Raw genomic sequence first — 12,239 nt, 5'->3', positions numbered from 1 at the left:
TTATTTTTTAAAGAAAGCATCGATGCACGCATCTCGAAAGGCTTCATTTATATCAGGATGAGAGTGACAAATTCTGTATATATCCTCTGCTGCTGCGCCATATGCCATTGCAACTGCTGCTTCGTTGATTAGCGTATCAGCGTATGCTCCTATGATATGCACACCTAGTATTGTATCTGCTCTGCTACAAGTCAGCACTTTCACGAATCCTTCAGCATCATCAGTGATTTTTGCTCTGCCGTTTGCAGCAAATTGACATTTACCAACTTTGTACTTACGGCCAGCATTTTTGAGTTCCTCTTCGGTTTTACCAATCGAAGAAACCGCAGGGTGAGTGTAAATGACAGATGGTATGATTCCATAATCAACGTGAGGTGACTGTCCTGCTATTATCTCTGCAACTGCCACTCCTTCTTCCTCTGCTTTATGAGCAAGCATTGCTCCACCAATCACATCACCAATAGCAAATATTCCTTTCACATTAGTTTCATATCTGTTGTTAACTTGAACGAAACCGCGATTATCTTTTTCTATTTTTTCATCAATACCAAGATTCTCAGTGCATGGTTTGCGTCCTGCTGCCACCAATACCTTATCCGCCTCTATAGTGTTTGTTTGATTATCTTTTACAGAGCAAACTTTCATACTCAAAGAATTACTACTTTGTTTTATCTCCTCAACTTTAGTGCTAAGTAAAAATTTTATTCCTTGTTTTTGTAGACTAGAAAGTAGAGACTTACTTAATTCTCCATCCATTGCTGCAGCGATTCTGTCAAAAAATTCTACTACAGTGACTTCAGACCCTAGCCTCCTCCATACAGAAGACATTTCAAGCCCTATTGCCCCAGCTCCGATTACGACAAGTTTTTTTGGTACTTCAGTTAAAGATAATGCACCAGTTGATGAAATAATACTTTTCTCATCGATATTAATTCCTGGCAAAGAAATAACATCAGAACCGGTTGCAATTACTATATTTTTTGTCTTCAGCACCTTACCTTCAACTGAAACTTCAAGATTACCTTGGTCAAAAGAAGTAATTTTCCCAAGCTCATTGATTTTAGTGATTTTGTGAAGGTTAAACAGATATTCTATACCTTTTCCAAGTTCCTGAACTCTGGCGTCCTTATAGCCTAGCATTTCTTTTAAATCGAAACTTGCGTCCTTAATTTTTATGCCAAGCTTCGACAGATCATTTTTCGTGTGAGCATACTGATAGGAAGAATGGAGCAATGCTTTGGAGGGTATGCACCCAACCCGCAGGCACGTACCACCAAAAATGCTATTTTTATCTATGCAGGCAACTTTCAATCCAAGTTTTGCAGCAGCGATAGCACACTTATAGCCTCCTGGGCCACCACCTATAACAATTAAATCATAATCAGTCATAAAAAACAAACCTATTTTCTAAAGAATAAACACCTTTTCCCTCAATTGTTACATATATCTTATTGCGAGTAAACACTGGAGTGTGAAACACATTACCAGGTACTTTGACTACCTTTCCTGCACTTTCAGATCCCGGAAAAGCAAACATTGAACCTTTATTGCTTGTCACCCACAGTGTATGGGCATGCATAATTGGAGCAAACAATTGCGTATTTTCTATTAAATCAGATGCCCAGACTGTTTCTCCATTTTTTATATCCAGGCCAATTATTTTATCGTCTTTAGTAACTATAAAAATTCTTCCGCCTTCTTTTTGTTTCTTTACAGGAATGAGAGGACTGTAATATGATTCAATGTCTGATACACTTTTTACTTGCAGTGACTTTGACCATAAAATATTTCCTGATTTCACGTCAATGCTATAAATATAAGAATTATTTGTAGCTATTAAAGTATCGCCAAGCACTCTTGGTGTAGTAGTTACATCTGTGAGCTGTGTATCCAAAAGGTTTGTAGCCAATTTTTGGCTCCACAATTTTTTACCGTCTTCATTAAAAGCTATTAACTCACCATTTGAAAATGGCGCTATTATTTTATCGTTAGAAATTGCTGGCGATATGGAATACCAACCTCGAACCTCATTGATACCGTTTTGATAAGTCCAAACGGAGCTGCCATCTTTTATATCAAACACGTACAGATAATTATCAATAGTCAATACTACCAATTTATTATTTATTACTGCTGCTTTCCCTCTTACTGGAGCTCTCAATTCTTTTTCCCACTGAATCTCGCCGGTTTTTGCATCTATTGTGTGTAGAACGTTATCCACTATAAAGAAAACGTTTCCTCTGTGACGCAATAGGCTCATGTTACTAATTTTTTTCCTATGTGAGAGGTGTAATTTCCAATTCATAGCCTTTGAGTTATCAATATCAAAGGAATATAAAGCGCCGTGCTTGTCTGATAAAATAACGCTATCTTCTGTAAGCACTGGAGCTACATATCCTTGAGATAGTTTTTTATCCACTAGAATTATTCGCTCGCTTGCCATTGTGTAACTGCTACACAATAACATTATCATGACAATTATTACTTTCATTATTTATTGAAAACAAGATTCATTAATATACATCTTAAGAACCTTAATTACAACGGAAATGTTCTTGCTGCATGTTAAAAACGTTGATTTATGAACGAAATATTATATTATTATGTGAGATAATGTATACTCTTAGAGGTAGTACACCTCATCCACTATGCGGCAACGTGCATAGCTGTACGAACATTGAGATATAAAAGTAATTTATACCAAGAAGAAAGATGTCATCCAAATAGCCTCTTTTCCTGTCATCCCAGTGCTTGACACTGGGATGGCTCTGTTGCATCGCAACTGAAAAAATCTGGTGGCTACTGACAAAATTCATTATAAAATAGCCATTTAACCGCTTAAGGAAAAATATGCCACAAAAAATGAGAGTTAGTAACTGCCATGAATATAACAAATTTCTAGAAAAAAGAGGAAATATTTTTCGTTACATCGATAAAGCTATCGAAAATTGGTATGAAAATAGTCCAAAAATGCAGGGCGGCAACTATATTTATAGTGATAAAGTTGTGATTTTAGTGCATATAATCGTTAATCTTTTTAGAATTGGCTTAAGACAAACAGTCGGGTTTATAAAAGGATATTTGCAACAAATAGGAAGAGATTTGGCAGTTATCAGCTATTCGCAAGCTTCAAAAAAAACTTAATATTAAGATCAATGATTGCAGAATTGATAAAAATAATATGGAAGATATCGAAATTGCCATAGATAGCACAAGCATCAGCATTTATAACAACACACAGCAAGGAAAATAGCGCTGACAGAAAATATCGTGGTTATGAACAGACAAGAAAATTGCATGTAATGTTGAATATAAACAGCAAAAAAGCCATAGCTGCAAAATACAGTAACGGTCTGATCACTATGGAGCTTGCGATTTACTTAAAGGAGTTAATTTTCAGCATGCCATAAAAGCACTATATGCAGACAGAGCATATGACAGACATAAACTCTATAAATTGTGTGATGAATGCGGCATAAAGACAAAAATTCCTCCAAAAAAACAATGCAGCAGAGCATCCAAAGTATGGCAGAGAGAAATGCTGCAATTAGACTAATAAAGTCATACAGCGAAGATGGAATGAAGAGGTGGAAAAGGCAAACAAACTACGGAAAAAGATCTTATGTAGAAAGTTTTTTCTCGCGACTGAAACAAACATTCGGGTTTAATTTTCGGAACAAATCTGAAATTAATCGTGGGAAGGAACTGCTACTCAAGTGTTATTTGCTTAATCAATTTACTGACATTGGTATGGCTAAATTTGAAATGGCTACATGAATTTATCGTAAATTACCACCGCATAGTTGTAACATTGTACCATATTACAATGTTCGTACAGTTGTGTGCGCGACCGGGGGTTTTATACTATTCTAGAAGTAACATACGGAAAAGGGGGGATTCGAACCCCCGACATATTTTCATATGTGCACGCTTTCCAAGCGTGTGCTTTAGACCACTCAGCCACCTTTCCATGCTTATTCATAATATTGAAAATTGTACTGCTAAACAATATAAAAACCTGGTATATAGGGTTCACCACGAAAATTCACAGTATTGTTAAACTTGCTTCTGCAAGTTGGAAATGTTTTATCGCAACCTGCGAGTATTGAATATTTATCTCCAGCAAAAATTTGGTATGGAGGCGAAGTAAACAACGTAACTACTTTATTTTTATATTCTTTTACTACACCTTCAAACGCTATTGAGCCAAAGAATTTTACTACTCCGTGCTTATAATATTCATCACTCTCAGTTAAATTCGTGTCTTCAAATCTTCTTTCGTCTATTACTTTAGTGATTGTACTTATTTTACTAAATTTTTTAGTATCGGCTTTACATTTATCATCGCAAAATTGTGCTCTGCATGCAGGAGAGTATAATTCTGCTATGCTTCTCTCAAGCTTTGCTGAAAGCCCTCTAATTTCAACAATAAATCTTCCACTACTTAATGTCACTTTACCAAAAATTCCTGAATGTAGATTCATTGTTCCCTGGGTCAAGTCTTTATAATTCACAAGAAATATTTCAATATTTGCAAAGTCGTACTTTCCTGATAAAACATCTTCTTCTTTAATATCAGCACTATTTAATATCCCTTCAATTTCTAGATTATCAGTTTTCAAATCGCTGTTTAATATTATACTACTGGCTGTAAATCCACTTGAAGATTTATAGAGTATATTATCAATATTTAAATCTTCATCATAGTCAGTGAATCCCATTACTTCTCCACCTGCGAGCTTTAATTTCCAGCACGTAGCGGTGGTAAGTAATTCTCCAGCTAAATGATTTTTTAGTGTGGTTTGCATAGGGGCCTCCTGCTTAATTGATTAAATTTGAAAGTAGCTATACGGCCAGTAGAATAAGGGCAGTGTGTTCTTTTCTCATCATCTAAGTAGCCATAAAGCGTCATTCCGGTGACCATAGGGTGTCATTCCAGTGCTTGACACTGGAATGGCTTTGTTGCATCGCTAGCTATGATGGATTAAAGATAAAAAAGATAGGGAATATCAGTAGCTTATTATTCTGGTATTTATAACAAGAACGGTCAATGAATACCTAAATTTGAGTAAAAGAAATTTCACTACCATTTACCAATCCGGCTAAAATTCAAGAATTTCAATGCTTTAGCTATTTTCAATAGAATTAAATTTATTAATATAAATAACAAATTACTATTCTTAAATTTGATCAGATTGATTGCAAAAAAACAAGATTTTCAATAGGTTGCTTATAATCCTAACTATAGTTAGCCTTTCATAAGTAGCGATGCAACAAAGCCCACTGGAATCCAGGAAATTTTGCTTGTAAGTAAGCAAACTGATTTGGTGAGCATAAAAAGTGGCTGATCTTATGCTGAATAAACGCTTTTGATGAAGTTGCATGGAAAGCTGGATCCCAGTGTCTGGGCACTGGGATGACATCCTTCTTGGTGGAGTGTCCTCAAATCACAATGTTCGTACAGTTGTGTGTCACGCACTGGGATGACAGGAGAGAGGACACCATATGTTTATTTGATCGACAAATAAACACTAACAGACAAGAATACACCACAGTTAACTGTGGTGTGTACTGGCTGGTTAGAAAGAAAACTTCACACCAGTAAGAAGGAGAATTCCTTGGTTAGAAGGTACATCAGCATCAGACTCATCTTTCAGCTTACCTGTTTCGTTAGTCATAAAATAATGGAGAGCTGCGTAAGGAACAAATTTGCTCTTACTGCATGCAGGAGACAGATCATATTGAACGCCAAGTGCACCATCATGAAGCATATCTTTGTCATTCATTCTGCTGCCAAAATACGTCAAACTTGTGTAGATATTCTCATGTTGATACCCAGCTCCTACAGTCCAATACATGTTATCTATACTATCTTTACCAAATTGAGCTTTCAGCCCTTCCACTCTTTTGCCATCAGTAGCATCTTTACTATCAATTTCCGTATAGGTATCACCAATTAATTTTTTAATACCCTTCGGTTGACCAGATTTGCCCAAGTATGCAAAAGAGGCAGCAAACTTTACGCCTTGATCTTCATTAATCTTATAATCAGCGCTTACACCAAAATTAACACCCATCAGGTCATTATACTCCACAAATTCCTTATAAAGATGCTTATCTTTACTTGGTTGCTTTGGAAAGCCATATTCACCAACTGCAGAAGTTTTAACTTTTATGTTATGTTTATCAAAGTCATATTCATATGATGCACCAGCACTTACTATGTGCTCATAGTCTGGGCCGACATGCTTTATCGTTTCCTTATGTTCTATCTTACCGCCTTTATCTTCTGAAACTGTTTCTTTTACAGTAAACAAACCACTATCATAACGAGGTGAGTAGCTGATACCAAATCTTGCGCCCATATAATTTGGTGAGTAGTAAGCAACTCTAAATGGCAGTGTAGTCATAACGCCTTTGTTATATTTCCCTGCCATGCGGAAAGAGAATTTTTCACTTTCACTCGAAAAACTTTCAGTGTAAAGACGTGGTGTTACATAAAATGGAAAGCTAGCAGCGCTTCCTTCTAAGTTCACTTTTCTGAACCAGTCACTATCTGCAGCTCCGTCAACAGTCGCAATTCTTGTTGCATCAAGCCTCATCAGAGCCTCAGGACCAAATTGGTAACCAAGCTTCACGTCACCATATTTTGAGTTAACAAACACATGCGCACTTCTGCCTTTTGCAGCATAAACACCCTGTGAAGCTCCCTTACCTTCGGTCACTGGAACATGAAACTGCACGTCAGCACCATAAAGAAGACCTAAATCTTCATTCTTATTTTCTGCTCTGAGGTGCAATATCGCGTCAGCAATCATACCCATATCGTTGCTGTAATCACCAATATTTCCTATTCCTTCATAGAATATTGGATTTGCTCCTCTTGTTATATCTGGAGTGGCATTATAATACTCTGTAGATCTGTTTGGCATAACGTTATAACGTTTATAATCTGCGCCACTTGGTCCAGCTTTGCCATAACCTTGAGCATCAACAACACCACCAAAAGTTATTCTTAAATTACTTTGCCCTTGATTGGTATCGATAATATCAACTCCACCAACTGAAACAACAGGACTTGCCTTACCTTTTTCCTCTGTATTTTTGTTAACAACTTTTATATCCTTCTTTACATCTTTAGCTTCAACTTTAGCATTCTTAGTTTTAGAACGCTTAGTTTTTGAAACTTTACCTTTTTCTATATTAGAATTCTTAGCGTTTAGAGCTTTCGCTTTTGAATCCTCTATAAGCTTTGCTTTTTTCTCATTTGCTAGCCTGATCTCCTCTTTTTTCTTCTGCTCGGCTGCTAATCTTAGCTCCTCTTTTTTCTTAAGCTCTTCAGCTTTTTTTCTTGGATCAGCATTACATATTCTGTCCATCTTTTCTTTCAGTTTTTTATTTGATGTTTTCATAACTTCCACTTTTCCAGAAGTTTTTGTGCTCTCTTGCTTTTTTATTTCCTTCATACTCTCATCAGGAAAGTCAGCTGCAAAACTGCTGAAAGAACATAAAGTTAATAAAGAAACTAGAGCAGTTCTAGTATACATAGACTTTTTCATGAAGTGCCCCCAAAAAATTTCGAAATCATATCTTAAATGTAAATAGTATAAAAATGTTGAAAATTCAACTTAAAGCAACCTTATAACGAAAATAAAAGTAAAATGCAATACCTTAAAAGCAACTTTCTTAATATGCTCAACGTGTATATTAACCAAAATTTAGTACAGAGGTTCGCTTGTTAGTGCATTATAACTCGACTATTTATTCTATGGAAGTAAAATTTTTCCACCACAAGTTATTTGCCATTCTTCTTTAAATTTCTTTAGGTATTCTTTTTTTTCGCACTCTAAAAGTAGCTCTTCCACACTTTTGTTGTAGCTTTCAGTAGTAATCCTTCCCTGATGATGCATGAACCTTAAGTAAATCAAATAAGTGTTAATTACATCTGTTTCACAATAATCTCGAATCTCTTGTATCTTGCCGCTATCGTATAAGTCCATAACTTGTGACCCATCAACTCCAATCTTACCAGGAAGATTAAATGCTGCACAAACTTCGTTCATTTTTACTCTCGCAGAAGCTCCAAAATCAGAGAGGGATTCAAGCAAATCACAATGCCAATCACTGCTATATCTCTGATTGTAACTATTCCACTTATCGCCAGCTTTATGAAAATATTCTGCTTGAATGCCATGGACCATAGCACGATACTTCAGCACTGGTATATCAAAAGTGCGTCCGTTGAACGAAACTAATCTTGGCTTTTTCTCTGATATGTAGTTAAAAAATCCTTTCACTAGCTCCTTTTCACTGGAATTTAGTGTGCCTCCAGATCTTATTTCTTGCAGTGTGAACACCTCATAACCACTCTGGTAGCTTATATTGCAAAGTAAAAAACTAATAACTACAACAAGGTGAAAAGGCTGACGCAGAAAAGAGTTTTGCCCGTTTGTTATTTCAAGATGATATTTTGTTAATGCATCCCTCTTCTCTTCTACACTACTATCATCACTAATATTGAGTAAATTTTTGCAGGAATTTACATCTGGTATAGTTTCAATATCAAATACCAATAAAGAATTAAGCATTGCCTATATACTCCTCCGGACGGTCGATCCAAGGTCGCACTTTCACAAATAAAAAGAGGTGTACCTTGCACTCAAATAATTTTTCTAGTTCAGCACGCGCTTCGATATTAATTTTTTTAATATTACTGCCATCTTTTCCTAGTACTATTTTTTTATGACTATCTTTCAACACAAATATGATCTGTTTGATGACTAAACTCTTATCTTTTTTTTCCTCAAATTGTTCAGTTATAACAGCTGTAGAGTATGGCAATTCTTCACGCAAGTTCAAGAATAATTTTTCTCTCGTAATTTCTGCTGATAAAAAATTTGTCGAGGAATCGGTTATTTGATCTTCTTCATAAAACCAGGGGCTCACCGATGCAACTTCAGACAAGTAATTCATCAAATCAGAAAGTCCATCATTCTTTAATGCTGATATCATAAAAACCTTTTCAAATTTATAAAGCAAATTCAGATGCTCATGCGCCATCTTTAATTCAGGCCTTTTTACCAAATCAGTTTTATTGATAACCAAAATGCATCTGCCTTTTGTGCGCTGCAGCCGCATAAATATAGTCTTAATTCTTTCTATATTTTTCAAATAATTGCTTACATCAACAAGCAACAAAGTGATGTCACTATCCTTAACTGCCGACCATGCAGATTTGACTAAAGCTTTTTCAAGTTTTGTTTCTGCTGAGAAAATTCCTGGGGAGTCAGTAAAGACAATTTGTGTGTTGTTGCATGTTGCAACACCCCTTATTTGCGTCCTTGTTGTTTGCACTTTAGGGGTGACAATTGCAATTTTCTTGCCTATGATGCTGTTAATTAATGTAGACTTCCCAGCATTTGGTAAGCCAGCTATGGTTACAAATAAGCATTTTTGTTCTTTCACAAAGAAAATTATAAAGAAAACTGAATGCCCGCGTCAAGCTACTTATATGACAAGAAGGATGACAGAACCCTTTTTGGTTAGCATGCAAAAAGGAAAAAAACTTATTCTACAAATTAAAAATACAATATACTCAAAAACTTTTCAGAAAATCCATAGGAGGGTTTGCTAATGAAGGTTCTTGAGTTGACGCCATTGCCTGAACGACTGCTTGATTTAAGGGTAACGTTTTAACCATAAGGTCACTAACTCCTTAATATGTGTGTTCATAATTTGATTTTCCACGAAAGACATAATAGCAATAACCAGTGTAAGTTAAAATGATTGGTAAAAGCGGTATTATAACAATGAGCATTAAAGATAAACTTGGCCCAGAAGCGGCTGCATCCAGAATGGTATATTGAAAAGGTATAATCCATGGGTAGATACTAATTCCTAAACCTAAATATCCCATAAAAAAAATAGCAATACTGAGAAAGAATGGACGGTACTCCCGTTTAGTATTCTGAAGATCAAACCACAGCATGAAAAATAGCCAAGATGTGAGTAATGGAATAGAAAATAAATAATAAAAATTTGGCATGCTAAACCAAAAGTTTTTAATACGTTCATTTAAAAATGGTGTCACTACACTCACTAGTCCCATGAAAATACCTACAAAACCAAGCGTATAAGAAGCAACCTTGCGTGCCCATTCTTGTGTTATATTTTCTGTCTTCATTATGAGCCATGTAGAACCTAAAAGTGCATATCCAAATATCACAGCAATGCCTGTCATTACACTAAAAGCACTTGCCCAATCAAATTGGCCACCAGAAAAGTTGCGTCCGTTTACTTCTACACCATGTATAAATGCACCTAAAATCATGCCTTGGCAAAATGCAGCACCAAGTGACCCAAAATGAAAGGCATAATCCCATAATCGCCTGTATTTTCCTTCTGCCTTAAAACGAAACTCAAAGGATACTCCGCGCACTATAAGGCCAAGCAGCATAATAATGATTGGAATATAAAAAGCAGGCATTAATATTGAATATGCAAGAGGAAAAGCAGCAAACAACCCTCCACCACCCAATACCAACCATGTTTCGTTTCCATCCCAAAATGGTGCAATTGAGCTTATCATGTGATCACGGCATTTATCTGACGGTGCAAAAGGAAGTAAAATACCAATACCTAAATCAAACCCATCCATTAAAATATACAGTAAAACAGCTATGGCAATTAGTAATCCCCAGATTAGGGGTAAATTAATTAAGGAAGAAAAATCAAACATGATTGTTGTCCTTTCCAGATGTACCAGCATCAATCACTGAAGCTCCAATACCGTGTTTATAAAATTGCTCTTCTTCTTTAATGACAGGAATTCCTTTGTATATAAGTTTCAGAATATAGTAACTACCTGCTCCAAATATAAGGGTATACATAACGATAAATGCAATCAAAGACCATGCAACCTGAGGACCGGTAATCGCAGATGAAAATGATTCAATTGTGCGCATAATTCCATATACAGTGTAAGGTTGACGGCCAATTTCAGTAGTAAACCAACCTGCAAGTAACGCTATGAACCCAGACGGCATCATTGATATCCACCATCCATGTAAGAAACAACTTTGGAATAATTTGCCACGAAGATACTGTATAACACTTACTGACCCAATTATGATCATTAAAATTCCAACTCCAACCATTATACGGAAGGACCAGAATACCCATACTACAGGTGGTCTATCTTCTTTTTTCCATTCCTTTAATCCTTTTACTTCTCCTAAAAAATCATGTGTTAAGATCAAGCTGGCAAGATTAGGAATTTTTATCTCGTAGTGATTAATTTCATTTTGCTGATCCGGATAAGCAAATAAAAGTAAGCCAGCCCCTTTTTCGGTTTCCCATATACCTTCCATTGCAGCAATCTTAGCAGGTTGATGCTTTAGTGTATTTAATCCATGCCTATCTCCCATGAACAGCTGAAATGGTGCAGCTAAAGCTACCATAATGGTTGCCATACCAAGCATAATTCTTGCTTGAGGAGCATGTCGTTTTCTCCAAAGATAAAATGCTCCTACACCACCAACCACAAAAGCTGTTGTAAGATAGGCTGCTGTTACCATATGAATAAAGCGATAAGGGAAAGAAGGATTAAAAATAATCTCTAACCAATTGGTTGGATATAGGAGACCATTCTCACCAATCGTGAATCCAGCGGGTGTTTGCATCCAACTGTTGGCCGCAATAATCCAAAAAGCTGAAATAAGCGTTCCCACTGCAACAATACAAGTAGAAGCAAAGTGCATACGAGAACTTACTCTATTCCATCCAAATAGCATAATACTCAAAAAAGATGCCTCCAGAAAAAAGGCTGTTAAAACCTCAAAGGAAAATAGAGGGCCGAGAACATTGGCTATGCGGTCAGAAAAAATCGACCAATTGGTACCAAGTTGATATGACATTACAACTCCAGATACCACTCCCATGCCAAAAGCAACGGCAAAAATCTTGATCCAGAATTTATAAACATCACGGAAACGTGTATCACCAGTCTTAAGCCAACACCATTCCAAAAAGGCTAGAAAACTTGCAAGCCCGATCGTGAAAGCAGGAAATATAATGTGAAAGCCTATTGTGAAGGCAAACTGAATTCGAGCTAATAATAAAGGATCAAATTTAAACATTTTACCTAATACCCATGTATTACAAATAATAGCCAAATCTGCCTATAATTCAATCCATTTTTTCACAAAATTGACCTTACCCAGAAAAAGTAGAGAGAAAGT

At 36.1% G+C, this 12,239-nt stretch carries 11 protein-coding genes and 1 tRNA gene; 3 read left to right on the top strand and 9 right to left on the bottom strand.

Features of this window, described 5'->3' with window-relative positions:
- Both lpdA and ABWU74_RS04300 read right to left on the bottom strand, forming a co-directional pair.
- Positions 1-1,389: a dihydrolipoyl dehydrogenase gene (gene lpdA, locus ABWU74_RS04305; protein WP_353289223.1), complete on the bottom strand. Its 1,389-nt coding sequence runs from the start codon at positions 1,387-1,389 to the stop codon at positions 1-3.
- On the bottom strand, positions 1,382-2,491 hold the full coding sequence (locus ABWU74_RS04300) for a PQQ-binding-like beta-propeller repeat protein (RefSeq protein WP_353289222.1): 1,110 nt from the start codon (positions 2,489-2,491) through the stop codon (positions 1,382-1,384). The genes lpdA and ABWU74_RS04300 overlap by 8 nt, the downstream gene beginning before the upstream one ends.
- Positions 2,492-2,850: 359 nt before the next feature.
- On the opposite strand from ABWU74_RS04300, the gene ABWU74_RS04295 reads away from it, so the two are divergent.
- The 3 genes from ABWU74_RS04295 (at position 2,851) to ABWU74_RS04285 (ending at position 3,777) form a co-directional block, all read left to right on the top strand.
- The gene (locus ABWU74_RS04295) at positions 2,851-3,144 is read left to right on the top strand and encodes a transposase (protein WP_080717625.1); all 294 of its coding nucleotides are present in this window, start codon (positions 2,851-2,853) and stop codon (positions 3,142-3,144) included.
- 262 nt (positions 3,145-3,406) lie between these two features.
- Positions 3,407-3,556, top strand: a complete 150-nt coding sequence (locus tag ABWU74_RS04290) for a hypothetical protein (RefSeq protein WP_285520262.1) — start codon at positions 3,407-3,409, stop codon at positions 3,554-3,556.
- Entirely contained in the window at positions 3,526-3,777 is a 252-nt protein-coding gene (locus ABWU74_RS04285) for a hypothetical protein (protein WP_022626339.1), read from the top strand. Before ABWU74_RS04290 ends, ABWU74_RS04285 begins: the two co-directional genes overlap by 31 nt.
- 106 nt (positions 3,778-3,883) lie before the next feature.
- Here ABWU74_RS04285 and ABWU74_RS04280 read toward each other — a convergent pair.
- The 7 genes from ABWU74_RS04280 to ABWU74_RS04250 all read right to left on the bottom strand — a co-directional run bounded on the left by ABWU74_RS04280 (position 3,884) and on the right by ABWU74_RS04250 (position 12,137).
- A tRNA-Ser gene (locus ABWU74_RS04280) sits at positions 3,884-3,970 on the bottom strand.
- A 31-nt stretch (positions 3,971-4,001) separates the two neighbouring features.
- Complete coding sequence (locus tag ABWU74_RS04275; RefSeq protein ID WP_010962809.1) at positions 4,002-4,808, bottom strand: DUF2163 domain-containing protein; 807 nt, start codon at positions 4,806-4,808, stop codon at positions 4,002-4,004.
- Positions 4,809-5,579: 771 nt separating this feature from the next.
- On the bottom strand, positions 5,580-7,559 hold the full coding sequence (locus ABWU74_RS04270) for a porin (RefSeq protein WP_353289221.1): 1,980 nt from the start codon (positions 7,557-7,559) through the stop codon (positions 5,580-5,582).
- 207 nt (positions 7,560-7,766) lie between these two features.
- Entirely contained in the window at positions 7,767-8,588 is an 822-nt protein-coding gene (locus ABWU74_RS04265) for a 3'-5' exonuclease (RefSeq protein ID WP_006279435.1), read from the bottom strand.
- Complete coding sequence (era, locus tag ABWU74_RS04260) at positions 8,581-9,465, bottom strand: GTPase Era (protein ID WP_010082484.1); 885 nt, start codon at positions 9,463-9,465, stop codon at positions 8,581-8,583. Before era ends, ABWU74_RS04265 begins: the two co-directional genes overlap by 8 nt.
- Before the next feature lie 250 nt (positions 9,466-9,715).
- The gene (gene cydB, locus ABWU74_RS04255) at positions 9,716-10,738 is read right to left on the bottom strand and encodes a cytochrome d ubiquinol oxidase subunit II (protein ID WP_010962802.1); all 1,023 of its coding nucleotides are present in this window, start codon (positions 10,736-10,738) and stop codon (positions 9,716-9,718) included.
- Positions 10,731-12,137: a cytochrome ubiquinol oxidase subunit I gene (locus tag ABWU74_RS04250; RefSeq protein WP_006280502.1), complete on the bottom strand. Its 1,407-nt coding sequence runs from the start codon at positions 12,135-12,137 to the stop codon at positions 10,731-10,733. Before ABWU74_RS04250 ends, cydB begins: the two co-directional genes overlap by 8 nt.
- Positions 12,138-12,239 lie beyond the last annotated feature (102 nt).

This window comes from Wolbachia endosymbiont (group A) of Paraperithous gnathaulax, assembly GCF_964028485.1.
In the GTDB taxonomy this organism is placed as follows: Bacteria; Pseudomonadota; Alphaproteobacteria; order Rickettsiales; family Anaplasmataceae; genus Wolbachia; species Wolbachia pipientis.
The sequence above is the reverse complement of the archived record's forward strand: the minus strand, read 5'-3'. Positions and strand labels throughout refer to the sequence as shown.

Coding starts and splice junctions, on each gene's coding strand:
- ABWU74_RS04265 (WP_006279435.1), bottom strand. CDS start 8,588: ATGCTTAATTCTTTATTGGTATTTGATATTGAAACTATACCAGATGTA.
- ABWU74_RS04250 (WP_006280502.1), bottom strand. CDS start 12,137: ATGTTTAAATTTGATCCTTTATTATTAGCTCGAATTCAGTTTGCCTTC.
- lpdA (WP_353289223.1), bottom strand. CDS start 1,389: ATGACTGATTATGATTTAATTGTTATAGGTGGTGGCCCAGGAGGCTAT.
- ABWU74_RS04270 (WP_353289221.1), bottom strand. CDS start 7,559: ATGAAAAAGTCTATGTATACTAGAACTGCTCTAGTTTCTTTATTAACT.
- ABWU74_RS04275 (WP_010962809.1), bottom strand. CDS start 4,808: ATGCAAACCACACTAAAAAATCATTTAGCTGGAGAATTACTTACCACC.
- ABWU74_RS04295 (WP_080717625.1), top strand. CDS start 2,851: ATGCCACAAAAAATGAGAGTTAGTAACTGCCATGAATATAACAAATTT.
- ABWU74_RS04285 (WP_022626339.1), top strand. CDS start 3,526: ATGGCAGAGAGAAATGCTGCAATTAGACTAATAAAGTCATACAGCGAA.
- ABWU74_RS04300 (WP_353289222.1), bottom strand. CDS start 2,491: ATGAAAGTAATAATTGTCATGATAATGTTATTGTGTAGCAGTTACACA.
- cydB (WP_010962802.1), bottom strand. CDS start 10,738: ATGTTTGATTTTTCTTCCTTAATTAATTTACCCCTAATCTGGGGATTA.